The organism is Streptomyces daghestanicus (genome assembly GCF_020521275.1).
Classification (GTDB): Bacteria; Actinomycetota; Actinomycetes; order Streptomycetales; family Streptomycetaceae; genus Streptomyces; species Streptomyces griseoviridis.
Genome location: NZ_BNDX01000007.1, coordinates 215360 through 231646 on the forward strand (window position 1 = coordinate 215360; position 16287 = coordinate 231646).

The 16287-nt window shown below is 74.3% G+C and carries 12 protein-coding genes; 5 read left to right on the plus strand and 7 right to left on the minus strand.

Features of this window, described 5'->3' with window-relative positions; genetic code table 11:
* Positions 1 to 28: 28 nt before the first annotated feature.
* The 6 genes from Sdagh_RS08270 to Sdagh_RS08295 all read right to left on the minus strand — a co-directional run bounded on the left by Sdagh_RS08270 (position 29) and on the right by Sdagh_RS08295 (position 6626).
* Positions 29 to 1147: a DegT/DnrJ/EryC1/StrS family aminotransferase gene (locus tag Sdagh_RS08270; RefSeq protein WP_189419278.1), complete on the minus strand. Its 1119-nt coding sequence runs from the start codon at positions 1145 to 1147 to the stop codon at positions 29 to 31.
* A complete protein-coding gene (locus Sdagh_RS08275) occupies positions 1144 to 1851 on the minus strand; it encodes a NeuD/PglB/VioB family sugar acetyltransferase (protein ID WP_189419276.1) in 708 nt (235 codons plus the stop codon). The genes Sdagh_RS08270 and Sdagh_RS08275 overlap by 4 nt, the downstream gene beginning before the upstream one ends.
* On the minus strand, positions 1848 to 2987 hold the full coding sequence (locus Sdagh_RS08280) for a DegT/DnrJ/EryC1/StrS family aminotransferase (RefSeq protein ID WP_226534849.1): 1140 nt from the start codon (positions 2985 to 2987) through the stop codon (positions 1848 to 1850). The genes Sdagh_RS08275 and Sdagh_RS08280 overlap by 4 nt, the downstream gene beginning before the upstream one ends.
* Positions 2984 to 3958: an NAD-dependent epimerase/dehydratase family protein gene (locus tag Sdagh_RS08285; protein ID WP_189419272.1), complete on the minus strand. Its 975-nt coding sequence runs from the start codon at positions 3956 to 3958 to the stop codon at positions 2984 to 2986. Before Sdagh_RS08285 ends, Sdagh_RS08280 begins: the two co-directional genes overlap by 4 nt.
* Positions 3959 to 3991: 33 nt before the next feature.
* Positions 3992 to 5041, minus strand: a complete 1050-nt coding sequence (locus Sdagh_RS08290; RefSeq protein WP_226534851.1) for a Gfo/Idh/MocA family protein — start codon at positions 5039 to 5041, stop codon at positions 3992 to 3994.
* Positions 5042 to 5189: 148 nt separating this feature from the next.
* Positions 5190 to 6626 carry a sugar transferase gene (locus tag Sdagh_RS08295; protein WP_190076792.1) on the minus strand — a complete coding sequence of 479 codons (1437 nt, stop codon included), beginning with the start codon at positions 6624 to 6626 and terminating at the stop codon, positions 5190 to 5192.
* A gap of 345 nt (positions 6627 to 6971) precedes the next feature.
* On the opposite strand from Sdagh_RS08295, the gene Sdagh_RS08300 reads away from it, so the two are divergent.
* From Sdagh_RS08300 to Sdagh_RS08320, 5 genes are all read left to right on the plus strand, one after another.
* Complete coding sequence (locus Sdagh_RS08300; protein ID WP_189419266.1) at positions 6972 to 7820, plus strand: glycosyltransferase family 2 protein; 849 nt, start codon at positions 6972 to 6974, stop codon at positions 7818 to 7820.
* 26 nt (positions 7821 to 7846) lie between these two features.
* Positions 7847 to 9136, plus strand: coding sequence for an MFS transporter (locus Sdagh_RS08305; RefSeq protein WP_189419264.1), 1290 nt, complete (start codon positions 7847 to 7849; stop codon positions 9134 to 9136).
* 690 nt (positions 9137 to 9826) lie between these two features.
* Positions 9827 to 10849, plus strand: a complete 1023-nt coding sequence (locus tag Sdagh_RS08310) for a TolB family protein (RefSeq protein WP_190076791.1) — start codon at positions 9827 to 9829, stop codon at positions 10847 to 10849.
* Positions 10850 to 11037: 188 nt separating this feature from the next.
* The gene (locus Sdagh_RS08315; RefSeq protein WP_190076790.1) at positions 11038 to 13392 is read left to right on the plus strand and encodes a GH92 family glycosyl hydrolase; all 2355 of its coding nucleotides are present in this window, start codon (positions 11038 to 11040) and stop codon (positions 13390 to 13392) included.
* Between the two features lie 220 nt (positions 13393 to 13612).
* Positions 13613 to 14821 carry an oxygenase MpaB family protein gene (locus Sdagh_RS08320; protein WP_189419256.1) on the plus strand — a complete coding sequence of 403 codons (1209 nt, stop codon included), beginning with the start codon at positions 13613 to 13615 and terminating at the stop codon, positions 14819 to 14821.
* A gap of 62 nt (positions 14822 to 14883) precedes the next feature.
* Here Sdagh_RS08320 and Sdagh_RS08325 read toward each other — a convergent pair whose 3' ends face one another.
* Positions 14884 to 16047, minus strand: coding sequence for a TetR/AcrR family transcriptional regulator (locus Sdagh_RS08325; protein ID WP_190076789.1), 1164 nt, complete (start codon positions 16045 to 16047; stop codon positions 14884 to 14886).
* Positions 16048 to 16287 lie beyond the last annotated feature (240 nt).

A 16287-nucleotide genomic window follows, 5' to 3' on the forward strand; every position in this document is an offset into this window, starting at 1 on the left:
CGGTGCCGTGACGCGGGTGCGGGGACCGTCAGCCGGTGAGCGCGTGGGCGAGGACGTCCACGACACGCCGCTGCTGGTCGGGGGTGATCTGCGGGTAGAGCGGCAGGGACAGCATCCGGGCGGCGGCCCGTTCGGCGTGCGGGAAGTCGCCGCGGGCGTGGCCGAGGTGCCGGTAGGCCGGGGTGAGGTGGACCGGGTCCGGGTAGTGCACGCCCGCGCCGATGCCCTCGGCGTTCAGCTTGCCGACGACCGTGTCGCGGTCGGCGCCGGTGACCTGGACGACGTACAGGTGCCAGACGTGGACGTTGCCGGGTTCGGTGACCGGCAGGACGGCCCGGCCCCGCTCGGCGAGGGGGGCGAGGAGGGTGTCGTAGCGGGCGGCGGCGGCGCGGCGGGCCGCGTTGCCGGCGGCGAGCCGGGCGAGCTTCGCCCGCAGGACGACGGCCTGGAGTCCGTCGAGGCGGCTGTTGAAGCCGGGCACGTCGTGGCGGTACTTGGCGACGCCGCCGTGGTTGGCGACGGCGCGGACCAGGCCGGCGGTGTCCTCGTCGTCGGTGAGGACGGCGCCCGCGTCGCCGTAGGCGCCGAGGTTCTTGCCGGGGTAGAAGCTGGTGGCGGCGATGTGGCCGCTGCCGGGGGTGCGGCCGTCGCGGGTCGCGCCCTGGCACTGCGCGGCGTCCTCGACGATCCGGACGCGGTCGGGGAGCCGGCCGGCCAGTGCGCCGACGTCGGCCAGTTGCCCGTACAGGTGGACGGGGACGACGGCGCGGGTGGCGGGGCCGACCGCGGCGAGGGCGGCCTCGGGGTCGAGGAGGAGGCTGTCCGGCAGGCAGTCGGCGAGGACCGGGCGGGCGCCGATGCGGGCGACCGCGCCGGCCGTGGCGATGAAGGTGTTGGCGGGCACCACCACCTCGTCTCCGGGGCCGACGCCGACCGCGCGCAGGGCGAGTTCGACGGCGTCGGTGCCGTTGGCGACGCCCACGCAGTGCGCGACCCCGCCGAAGGCGGCGTACTCGCGCTCGAAGGCGCGGACCTCCTCGCCGCCGACGAACGCGGTGTGCGCGAGGACGCGCGCGAAGCCGGCGCGCACCTCGTCGGCGACCTCCTCGTGGGCCGCTTTGAGGTCCACCAGCGGGATGCGGTTCATGTGACGGTTCCCCCCTGTGCGTGCGCTGTCCGCGCGTCGAGTTCCGCTTCGGCGAGCGCGGGCGCCGGTGCCGCGCGCAGCCGCCGGGCCGGGCTGCCCACCCAGACCTCGCCCGGCGGCACGTCCGTGAGCACGGTGGCGCCCATGCCGACCAGCGACCAGGCGCCGACCGTCGTGCCCTCCCTGACCAGGGCGCCGGTCCCCAGATAGGCGCCCCGGGCCAGCCGTACGCCGCCGCCCAGGCGGACCCCGGCGGCGAGCGTGGCGAAGTCCTCGACCACGTCGTCATGGGTGAGGACGGTCCCCGGCATCACCGCGACGTGCGCGCCGACCCGCACCGCGGCGGTCAGCGCGCAGTGCGCGAGCAGCACCGAGCCGGGCCCGACGGCGGAGGTGGCGGAGAGGGCCGCGGTGGGGTGCGCGACGGTGGCGTACCGCTCCTCGGGCAGGCCGAGGCGGCGGACCAGGCGGGCCCGCGAGGCGTAGTCGCGGGGGTTTCCCACGCAGACCACCACGCGTGCCCCGGGCAGGTCGTGGACGAGGTCGCAGCCGCCGAGCACGGGCAGGCCGTCGGCTTCGGTGCCGTGCAGGGCCGGGTCGTCGTCGAGGTGCCCGAGCAGGTCGAAGCCGCCCGCGGCGGCCGCCGCCCGCGCGGTCTCCCGGGCGAAGCCCCCGGCCCCGACGAGCACCAGCGGCGTCGTCATCCGCGGGCCTGTTCGCGCAGCGTGGCGACGATGCGGTCCTGCTGGGCCTCGGTCATGGTGTGGAACAGCGGCAGGATCAGCGAGTCGCGGCTGATCCGTTCGGTGACCGGCAGCGGGACGGCCGGGTGGCCGGCGTAGGCCGGTTCGAGGTGGGCGGCCATGATGCCGCGCCGGGCGGAGATCCCGGCGGCGGCGAGCGTGCCGAGCAGGTCGTCCCGGCCCACGGGGAAGTCCGCGTCCAGCAGCACCCAGTAGGACTGGAAGTTGCTCTGTCCGTGGGCGGGGTCGCCGACCGGGCACAGGCCGGGGATGCCCCGCAGCAGCCGGTCGTAGCGGGCGGCAAGGGCGCGGCGGCGGGTGATCATCGTGTCCAGTTTGGCGAGCTGGACGAGGCCGACGGCGGCCTGGATGTCGGTCATCCGGTAGTTGAAGCCGACTTCTAGGTAGCTCTCCAGGACGGGTGTGCCGCTGGCGTGCCGTTCGGCCGCCGAGGCGTTCATGCCGTGTTCACGCAGCCGGCGCAGCCGGGCCGCCCGGTCGGCGTCGTCGGTGGTGACCATGCCGCCCTCGCCGGTGGTGACGAGCTTGCGGGGGTGGAAGGACCAGGTGGCGAGCAGGGCGCCGTGCCCGACCGGCTTGCCGCCGACGGTGGAGCCGATCGCGCAGGCGGCGTCCTCCACCAGCGGCAGGTCCCATTCGGCGCAGGCGGCGCGCAGCGCGTGCACGTCGGCCGGGACGCCGCCCTGGTGGACGGCGAGGACGGCCCGGGTGCGCGGGGTGCGGACCGCGTCGATCGTCTCGGGGGTCAGGTTGCCGGTGGTGAGGCCGACGTCGGCGAAGACGGGCCGCGCGCCGGTGTACCGCACGGCGTTGGCGGTGGCGATGAAGGAGAGGGAGGGCACCACCACCTCGTCGCCGGGTCCGATGCCGAGCACGTGGAGCGACAGGTGCAGGGCGGTGGTGCAGGAGCTGACGGCGACGGCGTGCCCGGCGCCGGTCCGCTCGGCGAAGGCCCGCTCGAACTCCGCGACCCTGGGGCCCTGGGCGACCCACCCGGACAGCACGGCGTCGGAGGCGGCGCGGGCCTCCTCCTCGCCGAGCCAGGGGATCATCACGGGGATGCGGCCGGCGCTCACCGGGCGGCCCGCCGCTCCGCGCGCCACCACTGGACGAGGTCCCGCAGGCCGGTGCGCAGGTCGATGCCGGCGGTGAAGCCGAGGCGTTCGGCGGCGTGGGAGGTGTCGGCGAGCCGGCGGGTGACGCCGTTCACCGTGCGGGCCGGGCCGTGCTCGGGCTCCAGGCCCTCGGCGCCCATCGCCGCCAGCAGGCCCTCGGCCAGCTCCTTCAGGGAGGTCTCGGTACCGCTGGCGATGTTGAACACCTCGTCGGTGAGGTCCGACTCGGCGGCCAGGACATTGGCCCTGGCGATGTCGCGGACGTCGACGAAGTCCATGGTCTGGGTGCCGTCGCCGAGGATCAGCGGGGGTTCGCCCGCCTCGATCCGCTCCATCCAGCGGATGAGGACCTCGGTGTAGAGGCCGTGGATGTCCATCCGGGGGCCGTAGACGTTGAAGTAGCGCAGCGCCACGTAGTCCAGGCCGTACATGGCGTGGAAGCTGCGCAGCATGCCCTCGTTGAACGCTTTGGCGGCGCCGTAGAAGGTGTCGTTGTTGTACGGGTGGTGGCGTTCGGTGGTGGGGAAGGTCTCGGCCAGGCCGTAGACGGAGGCCGAGGAGGAGGCGATCACCTTGGCCACGCCGGCCTCGGCCGCCGCCTCCAGGACGTTGAAGGTGCCGTCGACCAGGACCTCGTTGGCGAGGCGGGGTTCCTCCGCGCACTGGGTGATGCGGATGGCGGCGAGGTGGAAGACCAGGTCGGCGCCCTCGGTGACCTTCCGTACGGTGGCGGCGTCCCGGATGTCGCCCTCGACGATCTCCACGGCGCCGCCGGACAGGGCCCCGGCGAGGTTGGCGCGCCGGCCCCGGACGAAGTTGTCCAGAACCGTGATCTCCCGGGCGCCGCCCCGGGCGAGGAGGTCGACAAGGTGCGAGCCGATGGTGCCCGCTCCCCCGGTGACCAGGATCTTCTTGCCTTCTACGGTGCTCAACTGCGGTGCCTTCCGGTGGGGTGGGACGGTGGGTCAGCGCCCGGCGCGCAGGCCGACGACCGCGCCCTTGAACGCGAGGCTGCGGGAGGCGGCCTCCAGGATGTCCAGCACCCTGAGGCCCGCCCGGCCGTCGGTGAGCGGGGGCCGGCCGTCGCGGACGGCGTCGGCGAACTCCTCGACCATGGAGCGCAGCGCCTCCTTCTCGCCGAGGGCGGGCGCGACCATGTCCCCGGTGCGGTACGAGACGAGGGCGTCGCGGCGCTCGTCCGCGCCGATCTCCTGGGGCGAGGCGAGGTCCACGCCCCGGTCGTAGACCGCCACCCGCTGGAGGGGGTTGAGGTCGTCCCAGAGCAGGGTGCGTTTGGCGCCGCCGACCATGGTGGTGCGGACCTTGGTCGGGGAAAGCCAGTTGACGTGGACGTGGGCGATGGCCCCCGTGCTGAGCTGGAGCGTCAGGTAGGCGACGCAGGCCTGTCCGGCGCCGATCGGGTCGGCGCCGTGGGCGGCGACGGCGACCGGTTCGACGTTCTCCGGGAGGATGAAGTCGAGGATGGACAGGTCGTGCGGGGCGAGGTCCCACAGGACGTCGACGTCCTTCTGGACGAGCCCGAGGTTGATGCGGACGGAGTCGACGAAGTGGATCTCGCCGAGCTCCCCGGAGCGGACCGCTTCCCGGATGCGGCCCACGGCGGGGGTGTAGCAGTAGGTGTGGTCGCACATCAAAGCCAGGCGGCGTTCCTCGGCCTCGGCGACCAGGCGCTGCCCGTCCGCGTAGGTCGAGGCGAGCGGTTTCTCCACGAGGACGTGCTTGCCGGCCCGCAGGGCGGCGAGGGCGATGTCCAGGTGGGTGCCGGCCGGGGTGGCGACGGCGACGGCGGCCACCTCGGGGTCGGCGAGGACGGCGGCGTAGTCGGCGGTCGCCCCGACCGTGGAGTAGCCGCCGAGGACCCGGCGGGCCCGCTCCACGTCGAGGTCGCAGAGCCAGCGCAGCCGGAACCGGTCGCTGGCCTGGAAGTTGCGTACGAGGTTGGGGCCCCAGTAGCCGGCGCCGACGACGGCGACCCCCAGCGGCTGCGCTGTCACGTCTGTCCTCTTTCCCCTGCCCATCAGCAGGCCCCCCGGTCCATCGGTCCCCGGTCCGACGGTCGCCGGGTCATCGGTCGCCGGTCCATCGGTTCGCGGGCCGCCGGTCCCCGGTGCGCCGGCGGTGTGTCAGTGGTGCTCCGGCCCATCAGTAGGCCCCCGTTCCCCGCACCACCGCGGACCCGGTGCGCAGCAGGATCGACAGGTCGAGGCTCATCGACCAGTTGTCCACGTATCCGAGATCGAGCCGGACGGCTTCCTCCCAGGGCAGGTCGGAACGGCCGCTGACCTGCCAGAGGCCGGTGAGGCCCGGTTTGACGAGCAGCCGGCGCTTGATGTCCGGCGGATAGCCCTCGACCTCCTCGGGCAGCGGCGGGCGGGGGCCGACCAGGGACATGTGGCCCCGCACCACGTTGAGCAGCTGCGGGAGTTCGTCCAGGGAGGTGCGGCGCAGGAACGCCCCGACGCGGGTGACGCGCGGGTCCTGCTTCACCTTGAACAGCGGGCCGTCGCCGTTGTGGTTGAGATGGTCGAGGTCCGCCCGCAGCGCCTCGGAACCGGGGCGCATGGAACGGAACTTGAGCATGGTGAACTGGTCGCCGTAGCGGCCCACCCGCTGCTGGCGGAAGAGAGCGGGGCCGGTGCTGTCCAGCCGGACGACGGCGGCGATGACCAGCATGGGGAGCGCGAGCGGCACCAGGAGCACAGCGGCGAGTAAGCGGTCCAGCAGTTCCTTGGGCAGCCGGGCGGACCGCGAGAGGTCGGGGGCCCTCACATGGACCAGCGGCACCCCGTTGGCGGGGCGGACCGCGAGGCGGGCCGCGGAGATGTCGGCGAGCGTCGGGACCAGCAGGAAGTCGACGCCCTGCGCGGCCGCCGTCCAGGACATCCGGCGCACCGTGGCGGTGTCCAGTTCCGGGGCGGGCAACACCACCACGGTGCCGATGCCGAGGGCGCGGACCACGTCGTCCAGGTCGGCGACGCCGCCGAGCACCGGGAGGCCGGCCTTGCGGATCTCCGCCGCGTGCTCCGGATCGGTCAGGCACACGCCGGTGACCCGTAACTCCTGGGTGCCGCGCCGCAGTACGGCGACGAGTTCCAGGATGCCGTGCGCCGGGCCGACCAGGAGCGCCGGGCTGTGGTCCCGGCCCCGCGCCCACCGCCGGTGCAGCCTGCGGCGCAGCGTGCGGCGGACGGGAAGCCCCAACCCGGCGACCGGTAACGCAGCCATGGTCATGTCATGGAAGAGCGCGGAATCGGGGACGAACAGCCAGTACGTGACCGCGGCGAGCGCCGGCAGCGCCACGGCCCCCCGTACCACCCGCCGGTACTCCTCGCTCCCCAGCCCCAGGACGTCACGGTCGTAGGAGCGGTGGGCGAGCATGATCGCGATCCAGACCGGTGGCAGCACCAGGGCCACCGCCCACCGGCCGTAGGCCGCGTGGATCAGCAGCGCCGCGGCGACGGCCACCAGGCCGTCCGCGACCAGCAGCACCGAACGGTATCTGCGGTCCCAGGGTCTTCGGCGCGTCTCCGGACGCCTACGTTCCACTTCGATCGGCTCGTGCGTGACCTCAATGGTCATGGCCCCCCACCACACGCGCAGCTACCCCCGACCGTGAGCATGCGGGACGTGTGGTCACACGTCCTCGGTCAGGGCTGGATCGGCACCGGTGTGTCTCCTCCACACCCCGGCACCGACGTACGAGAAAGCTTTCGGCGGTTCCCCAACCGCCGCTTCACGCTTGCCTGTTGGCTTACTGCTCCCCGTCCGGCCCGCGGCGTCCGGCTTCGGCACGTGCCGTCATCGGCACGCTCCCCTCCGTCACCACCGGCCAGGCGAAGCTCAATCTAGACCATGGACCGCAGCGGCGGGAACAGTTGGACGAAACACACCTCGCGAGCGTGACACCGGCGGCATACTGCCCAGGTGACGAGCATCGTGATCCCGGCGCACAACGAGGCGCGCGTCATCGGGCGGCTCCTGGACGCGCTGCTGGCCGACCCCGCCGAGGAGGCGACCGACATCGTGGTCGTCTGCAACGGCTGCACGGACGACACCGCGCGGGTCGCCGCCGGACGCGGGCCGCGCGTACGGGTGGTGGAGATCCCGGTCCCGTCCAAGCACACCGCGCTGCGCACCGGCGACGACCACGCCCGCGGCTTCCCCCGGCTCTATGTGGACGCCGACGTGGTGCTCACGGGCGCCGGCGTCCGGGCGCTGGCCGAGCCCTTGGCCGACACCGCGTCCGGCGTCCTCGCCACCGCCCCGGTGCGGCGCATCCCGCTGGCCGGGTGCGCCTGGCGGGTGCGGGCGTACTACCGGGTGTGGCAGCGGCTGCCGGCCGTCCGCGAGGGGCTGTTCGGCCGGGGCGTGATCGCGGTCTCGGCGGCCGGGCACGCCCGGATCGCGGCGCTGCCGCCGCTGATGGCGGACGATCTGGCCGCGTCCCTGGCGTTCGCCCCCGGGGAGCGGCGGGTGGTCGGCGCCGCCGAGGTCGTGGTCCGCCCGCCGCGCACCTGGCGGGACTTGATCAACCGGCGGGTCCGGGCCGCGGTCTCCACCGCCCAGGTCGAACAGCGGCAGGGCCCGGCGGGCGCCTCGGCGCGCACCGGCGTGTCCGACCTCGCGGTCCTGCTCCGCGCGCGGCCGGGGCTGTTCGCGAGCGTCGCCGTCTTCGTCGCGGCGGCGGTCGTCGCCCGCCGCAGGGCGGCGCGGGCCGTCCGGAAGCGGGACTTCGACACCTGGCTACGGGACGACAGCAGCCGGCAGGACTGAGCGCACCCCCGACGGGAGTTCCGTACGTGTACCTCACCGATCGCTCCGCCCCGCCGGCGGCGGACCGCGCACCGGGCCGAAGACGCGGCCGGCGGCCGGGCGTCGCCCCGGTCGTGCTCGTCCTCGGCACGGTCAGCCTGATCACCGACGTCTCCTCGGAGATGGTCACCGCCGTCCTCCCGCTGTACCTCGTCACCACGCTCGGCTTCAGCCCGCTGGCCTTCGGCACCCTCGACGGTGTCTACAACGGCGTCGGCGCGCTGGTCCAGCTCACCGGCGGGCACCTCGCCGACCGGGTGCGCGGCCACAAGCTCCTCGCGGGGCTCGGTTACGGCCTGTCCGCCCTGGCCAAGCCGCTGCTGCTGGTCGCCGGGAGCATCGGCGCGCTCGGCGCGGTGCTCGCGCTGGAGCGGACCGGGAAGGGGCTGCGCACCGCGCCCCGGGACGCGATGATCTCCCTGTCCACGCCGGTGGCGCGCCAGGGCCGGGCCTTCGGAGTGCACCGGGCGATGGACACCACCGGGGCGATGCTCGGCCCGCTGGCCGCGTTCCTCATCCTGAGTGTGGCGGCCGACGGCTATGACGCGGTGTTCGGGGTGAGCGCGTGCGTCGCCGTGCTGGGCGTGCTGGTGCTGGTGCTGTTCGTGCCCGGCCGGCGACAGCGGCCCGCCGCGCCGCCCGGCGCGGTCGCGGACGCGGACGGGGGGCTGGCCCCGGTCCGGGTGCGGGAGGCGCTGGCCCTGCTGCGGCTGCCCCGGCTGCGGTCGCTGGCCGGGTGCGCTGCGCTGCTGGGCCTGACCACGGTCAGCGACGCGTTCCTCTACCTGCTGCTGCAACGCCGCGCGGAGGTCGGCGAGGAGTGGTTCACCCTGCTGCCGCTGGGCACCGCCGCGGTGTTCCTGCTGCTGGCCGTGCCGCTGGGCGCGCTCGCCGACCGGGTCGGCCGGCACACCGTGTTCCTCGCCGGACACGGGGCCCTGCTGACCGCGTACGGCCTGCTGCTGTGGGCCCCGGCCACCCCGCTGCTCGTGCCGCTGGTGCTGGCCCTGCACGGCGTGTTCTACGCGGCGACCGACGGGGTGCTGCCGGCCGCGCTGGCCGGGGTGGTGCCCGAGCACCTGCGGGCCAGCGGTCTCGCCCTCGTCGGCACCGGCCAGGCCCTGGCCCGGTTCGGCTGCTCCCTGGGCTTCGGCGCCGCCTGGACGCTGTGGGGCGACGGCCCGGCCCTCGCCGGCTCCGCGCTCGGCCTGCTGTGCTGCGCGGCCGTCGCCGGTTCGGTCCTGCGCCCGGCCCACGGGGACGACGGCCGCCGGTGACGCCCGTGGAAGCCGTACCGCCTGTGCCACGCGTGTCACGGATGACGTCCGTGAGATCCGTGCCCCTTGTGACGCCCATGAGACACGTGACGCGCGTGACGCCCGTGAGATCGGTGAGCCAGGTGATCTCCGTGAGACGTGTGACGCCCGTGAGCCACGAGGTGCCGGTGACCTCCGTGAGATCCGTGCTGCGGCAGATCTCCGTGCAACACGCGACGCCCGTGAGCCACGATGTGCGAGTGACCTCCCCGAGATCCATGCCGCGGCAGATCTCCGTGCAACACGCGACGCCCGTGGAACCCGTGCCGCTCGTGAGGCCCTTGGAACCCGTGCCGCCCATGACCTCCGTGAGACCCAGGCCGCCGGTGCCGCGGCGGGGGCGCCGGTGTCACCGCGTCCCCCGCACCTCCTCGTCGTCCACCGGTACGGGCACCGGCGGCCCACCGGTCCCGGGCCGGCGACCACCCGCCGAACGCCGGGGCACACCGGCACCGCCGCTCCCCCGGCCCCCACTCCCCCGGCCCCCGCTCACTCTCCGCGGCCCCGCGCACCCGCCGCCGACCGGCCCCGGACGGCCACCCCGGCCGCGGACGCCACGCCCCGCCCACCCCATGACCAGCACCGGCCACCACCGACCGCCCGCGAAACCCCGCCGACCGCCCCGCCGAAGCCCGCACCCCCGAGGACCCCATGACCTCGCTCCACCGCCGCCTCCTCGTCCTCGCCGTCGCGATCCTGCTCCTCGCCGGCGCCGCCACCGGCATGGTCCTGCGCGCCGCCGACCGGGCCGACCGCGCCGACCGGCCGCACGCGGGCGCCCCCCGCGCGCACGCGGGCGCGGTGACGCTGGGCCGGGAGGGCCGGCTGGCGTTCGTCAACGAGACCGCGGGACCGCACCGCACGGCGGTCGCCTCGGTGCCGGCCACGGCCCCGGGCGGCGACCGGACGGCCTCCGGCCTGAAGTGCGTACGCTTCTACGCGGCGGCCGGCACCGGCGTCTGCCTCCGGTCCGAGCCCGGTGTGCTCAAGCAGAGCCACCGCGCCCTGCTGCTCGACTCCGAGCTGCGCACCCGACGCACCTTCGCCCTCGCGGGGACGCCCAGCCGGGCCCGGGTCTCCCCCAGCGGCCGCTTCGCCGCCTGGACCGTCTTCGTCTCCGGCGAGTCCTACGCGTCCACCTTCTTCTCCACCCGGACCTCCATCCTGGACACCCGCACCATGCGGCTGATCCCGAGCCTGGAGACCTTCGCCATCACCCTCGACGGCGCGTCCTACCGCGCCGCCGACGTCAACTTCTGGGGAGTGACCTTCGCCGCCGACGACGACACCTTCTACGCCACCCTCAACACCGCGAACAAGACGTACCTGGTGCGCGGTTCGGTCTCCGAACGGTCGGTCACCACCCTGGCCGAGAACGTGGAGTGCCCCTCGCTCTCCCCCGACGGAACCCGGGTCGCCTTCAAGAAGCGGGTGCTGTCCCGGACCGACCTGTGGCGCGAGTACGTCCTCGACCTGCGCACCCTGCGCGAGACCCCGCTCGCCGAACGGCACAGCGTCGACGACCAGGCCGCCTGGCTGGACGACGACACCCTCGCCTACGCCCTGCCCGCCGACGGCGAGGTCGGTTCCAGCGACCTGTGGAGCGTGCCCGCCGACGGCTCGGGCAGCCCCCGGCTGCTGGTCCGAGGGGCGTCCTCTCCCGCGCCGCTCTGATCACCGAACGCCAGGAACCTCCCGCCGCCCGCCTCCCGCCCGCCTCCCGCCCTCCCCCACCCCCCACACCCGCCGTACGCGACGACGTACCGACGGAACGCGTCGGCGGACGCATTGACGGAAGCGCGTCCATGGGCCCAAGATCGACGGACACCACCGTGACAACGTTGTCGAACGGAAGGATCACGATGAGAGCGTGGAAACGGGCGTTCACCGGCGCGTTGACCGTCATCACTGTGGCCGCGGCCACCACCGGCGCCGCGCACGCCGGGGAACGGCCCCCGAGGTTCGCGGCCGACCCCACCACGCTGGTCGACACGTCGATCGGCAACAACGGCGACGGGACCACCTTCCCGGGCGCCACCACTCCGTTCGGCATGGTCCAGCTCAGCCCCGACACCCAGCTGAACAAGTACGCCTCGTACGACTACGCGCAGGACAGCATCCTCGGTTTCAGCCACACGCACCTCTCGGGCGTCGGCTGTCAGACGATGGGCAACATCCGGTTCATGCCGACCACCGGCACGGTGACCTCCTCCGATCCGGCGCGGTACGCGGCGGAGTTCAGCCATGACGACGAGCGGCGGGCACCGGGCTACTACGGCGTGACCCTCGCAGGCGGCATCGAGGCCGAGCTGTCGGCGACGCAGCGGACCGGGCAGCACCGCTACACCTTCCCCGACGGCGCGGACGCCGAGAACATCCTCGTCGAGGCCGGGCAGAGCAACGGCAGCACCTACGCCGGGGACGTCCGGGTGGTCGGCGACGACACCGTGGAAGGCTGGGTGCAGGGCGGCAACTTCTGCGGGGAGACCGGCAAGGAGCGCTACCGGGTCTACTTCAGCGCCCGGTTCGACCGGACGTTCTCGGCGTTCGGCACCTGGAGCGACGACACCCTCACCGCCGGGCGGCGGGAGGCGTCGCGGGGCGCTCAGCGGGCCGGTGCCTGGCTGACGTTCGACCCCGCCGGGGGGAAGCGGGTGGGCGCCTCGGTGGGCCTGTCCTACACCTCGGTGGACGGGGCGCGCCTGAACCGCCGGGTCGAGCAGCCCAGGTCGTTCGACCGGGCCCGCGCCGCCGCGCACGACACCTGGCGCGAGGAGCTGAGCCGGATGCGGGTGGCCGGCGGCAGCACCGCCGACCAGCGCACCTACTACACGGCGCTCTACCACTCACTGCTGCACCCGTCGGTCGGCTCCGACGTGGACGGCCGCTACCGCGGCTTCGACGACCAGGTGCACCGCGCGGACTCCCCCTACTACCAGATGTTCTCCCTCTGGGACACCTACCGTTCGCAGAACCAGCTGGTCGCGCTGCTGCACCCGGACCGGGCCGCGGACATGGCCCGGTCCCTGCTGCGTGTCCACGAGGACGCCGGCTGGCTGCCGCGCTGGGGGCTCGGCAACGGCGAGACCAACGTGATGAGCGGCGACCCGGTCACGCCGTTCGTCGTGGACCTGTACAACCGCGGCCTGCTCGACGACCGCACCGCCCGCGGGCTGTTCGCCGCGCTCTGGAAGAACGCCAACGAGGTCCCCGAGGACCAGTCCCTCTTCCGCGGCCGGGACGGCAACCCCTCGTACGTGGCGAACGGCTGGGTCGCCTACCGGAACCTGCCCGGTTACCTGTACGGCGACAGCCGCCAGGCGGGGTCGGCCACCCTCGAGTACGCCCTGGGCGACTGCGCGCTGTCCACGATGGCCGCGGGGCTCGGCCACCGGAAGAAGGCCGAGACGCTCGCCGCCCGCTGTGACGACTTCGCCCACCTGTGGGACTCCGGCGTCACCTCGAAGGGCTTCACCGGTTTCCCCGTGGCCCGGAACGAGGACGGCACGGCGGCCGGCACCACCGACCCCACGCAGTCCGGCGCCTTCCACGAGGGCACCGCGTGGCAGTACCAGTGGCTCGGCCAGCAGGACCCCGGGACCCTGTTCGGGCTGATGGGCGGCCGGGACGCGGCCGAGCGGCGGCTCGACGCCTTCTTCGACCTGCCGACCGTGCTCTCCGACCCGGCGAAGGCCGCCTCGGAGTCCTGGGTGACGGGCGCGTACGACTACCACGACAACTTCGCCTTCAACCCGAACAACGAGCCCGACTTCCACGCCCCGTGGATGTACGCGTGGACCGGCTCGCCGTGGAAGACCTCGGCGGTGCTGCGGGCGCTGCGCACGCTGTTCACCGACGACGTCTACGGCATGCCCGGCAACGACGACCTCGGCGCCACCTCGTCGCTGCTGGTGTTCGCCATGGCCGGGATCTTCGAGGCGCAGCCCGGCTCGGCGACGTACATCGTCTCGGCGCCGATGTTCGAGAAGGTCGAGATCCGGCCGGAGCACGGGCGCCGGATCACCGTCGTGGCCCCGGGAGCCGACGCCTCCGCCGCGCGGTACGTGTCCTCCGTGCGCACGGACCGGGGGACGCCGCGCGGGAGCTGGCTGTCCCACCGGGAGCTGCTGCGCGCCGGCACGATCCGGGTCGGGCTGTCGGACACGCCCACCGCGTGGGGGGTGGGCGCCGCGCCGCCCGCGGTGGCCGGCGACTGACGCGAACTGACGGGTGGGGGCGGTCTCCTCGGCGAGGGGGCCGCCCCCGCCGCTGTGTCCGGACGGCCTCCGTCACGACCATTGCCCCCACCGAGCCACCTCGCTATGTTAATCAGGAATCACATGCCTCGGAACGACCGAAAGCGCGGCGATCAGCGCACTTGCACGTGGTGAAGGCGTCGATGGCGCCGCCTGCTCACTCAGGGAAGCGAGTAAGTCAATGGAGAATCTCAACCGGAGAAGAGTTCTGTCCCTCGGTGCCGCGCTCGGTCTGGTGAGCGTGACGGCCCCCGCCAAGGCGTGGGCGTGGCCGTCGGCCGACTCGGTCGCGGGCAGTGGCACGGGCGCCGATCCGGCGTACGTCTGGGACGACGCGACCGACCCGCTGATGGCCTCGCTGCTCGACAAGGGCCTGGTCCCGTCGGTCAACAAGGCGATGGCGTCGTGGGTGAACAACGGCGATCCGCTGCCCGGCGGCCTGCCCGCCGACCTCACCGCGCACCTGCGCCAGGTCAACCGGCTGCCCTCGTGGGCCGACTCCGCGAAGCTGGCCCGTGCCGCCGACTTCAACCGGCGCCGGGACACCTACCTGTTCATGCTGTACGGCCTGGGCAGCGGCATCATGAGCACGGTGATCCCGCGCGAGGCCCGCAGCGTGTACTGGTCGGCGGGCGGGGCCGACATGCAGGACCGCGCGGCCAAGACGTTCACGTTCGGCTACGACCTGTCCCAGCTCAAGGCGTTCGAGCCGACCGGGCAGTTCGTCGTCACCGCCAACAAGACCCGGCTGGTGCACGCCGCGGTGCGGCATCTGCTGCCGCAGTCCCCGCACTGGGCGGGCGGCGCCGACCAGGACATCCCGATCAGCGCCGCCGACATCCTGGTCACCTTCCACAGCCTGGGCACCTACGTCCGCCGGAGGCTGCTGGACTGGAAGGTCCCGTTCCCGGCCGCGGACCAGGAGGCGTTCCTGCACTCCTGGCAGGTCGCCCTGCACCTGCTCGGTGTCCCGGACGCGTACATCCCGCAGACCTGGGCGGCGGCGGACGCCCAGTCGGCTCAGGTGCTCACGCCGATCCTGGCCCCGACGACGGAGGGCAAGGAGCTGGCCGAGGAACTGCTCGGGCTGACCGCGCAGATCGACCTCGGGGTCACCCGCGGTTTCCTCAACGAGTTCGTCCGCTACGTCCTCAGCGACGAGATCGGCGACTGGCTGGGGCTGCGGCGCGACTACGCGGCGGCGGCGCTGGTCCGCACGGCGTGGCCGGCGTACATCCTGTTCCGCGAGGGCCTGTCGCCGCTGATGCCCGGGACGTTCTACATGGTCGACCAGTTCGTGCGGGCCCTGGCCATGCTGTTCCTGAACAAGGGGTCCTCGGCGACCACCACCCCCATCACGATCCCGACCGGGAACCGTCCGGCGGGCTGAGCCGCCGGGCCCGGCCGCCCCGGGTGTCCGCGTCGCTTCACGGCGGGCGCGGGCACCCGGGGTCAGATCCCGAGGGCGCCCACGACCAGGGCGGTCACGGCGTCGCGGTGGGCCGGGCTGTCCCGCCAGCGCAGCCGGCGGCCGGCCTCCACCGCCGCCCCGAAGGCGGCGTGCACCAGCACCCGGGCCTGGCGGGGGTCCAGCTCCGGCCGGGCCAGGAGCAGTTGCTGCTCCCATACGGCGATGTGGTCGCGCTGCGCGAGGACCACGGGACGCCGCAGCCCGGCCGGCAGGCCGGCCACCTCGGCCTCGGCGACGCTGTTGAGCGCGGTGTACTCGAAGCTGTAGGCGACGTGGGTGGCGGCCAGCGCGACGAGCGCCTCGTGCGGGCCGGTCACCTCCTGGAGGCTGCGCTCCACTCCCTGGGCCAGCAGCCCGGCCGCCTGGAGGCAGGCCGCCGCGAGGATGTCGACCTTGCCGGAGTAGTGGCGGTAGAGCGCGGACGGCGCGAGTCCCACCTCCCGCGCGATCTGCCCGTTCGTCACATGGGCGAAGCCGTCCCGGGCGAACAGCGGGATGGCGGCGGCGAGGATCTCCGCGCGGCGGGTGCGCGGCACCGGCCGGGCGGGCAGCTCGACCGCGCGGGCGAGCCGCCGGGGGGCCGCGGGGTCGGTGAGGGCCACCCGCAGGGCCGCCGCCGACAGCAGGTCCTCGGCCCGGCGCCCGGCGATCGAGGTGCGGTGCATCGTGACGGACCCGATCGCGCCCAGGGCCGCCGCGGCCCGCAGCCGCCCGTCGGGCAGGGCGTAGGCGCGCTGCACCGCCGCGTCCACCCGGCCGACGACCCGCCCGAACTTGGCGCCGAGACGGCGCCGGTCGGCGCGGGTGAGGAACCTGGCCTCCCAGCGGTACAGGCCGCCCGCGGCGCGGTGGGCGACGGTGACCCGGGTGACGGCGCGGAGCACGTCACGCAGCGGCGCCCCGGCGGGCACGTCGTCGAGGGCGGCGACGAGCCCGTCGGCCATCACGTCGGCGCACTCGGCGAACAGCGCGTACTTGTTGGGGAAGTGCCGGTACAGCGCCGCGGCGGTGATCCCCACGCCGGAGGCGATCTCCTCCATGGACGCGGCGTGGTAGCCGCGCTCGCTGAAGACGCGCCCGGCCGCCTCGACGATCTGCTGCCTGCGGTCACGGGGCCGGGTGGCCGCGGTCGGTTCGACGGTCACGGCCGAACGGGCGGGTGCGGGGAGAACGAGGCCATACGGGTCAGTCAATCACATCCGGTCCGGCGCCCCGGTGGACCCGGCGGGCGGCCAGGGTGCGCGGCAGGGCGCGCCGGCGGCGGACCTGTTCGCGCCCCCGGCAGGGCTCGCGGCGGCCCTCGTACTCGCTCGCCGGGCGGGGCGCCGACGGGGTGGTGGCGGCACCCGCTGCACGGACGGCCGTACGTCCGGGCGGCGGCGCTG

Coding starts and splice junctions, on each gene's coding strand:
- Sdagh_RS08295 (WP_190076792.1), bottom strand. CDS start 6,626: ATGACCATTGAGGTCACGCACGAGCCGATCGAAGTGGAACGTAGGCGT.
- Sdagh_RS08270 (WP_189419278.1), bottom strand. CDS start 1,147: ATGAACCGCATCCCGCTGGTGGACCTCAAAGCGGCCCACGAGGAGGTC.
- Sdagh_RS08275 (WP_189419276.1), bottom strand. CDS start 1,851: ATGACGACGCCGCTGGTGCTCGTCGGGGCCGGGGGCTTCGCCCGGGAG.
- Sdagh_RS08320 (WP_189419256.1), top strand. CDS start 13,613: ATGGAGAATCTCAACCGGAGAAGAGTTCTGTCCCTCGGTGCCGCGCTC.
- Sdagh_RS08315 (WP_190076790.1), top strand. CDS start 11,038: ATGAGAGCGTGGAAACGGGCGTTCACCGGCGCGTTGACCGTCATCACT.
- Sdagh_RS08310 (WP_190076791.1), top strand. CDS start 9,827: ATGACCTCGCTCCACCGCCGCCTCCTCGTCCTCGCCGTCGCGATCCTG.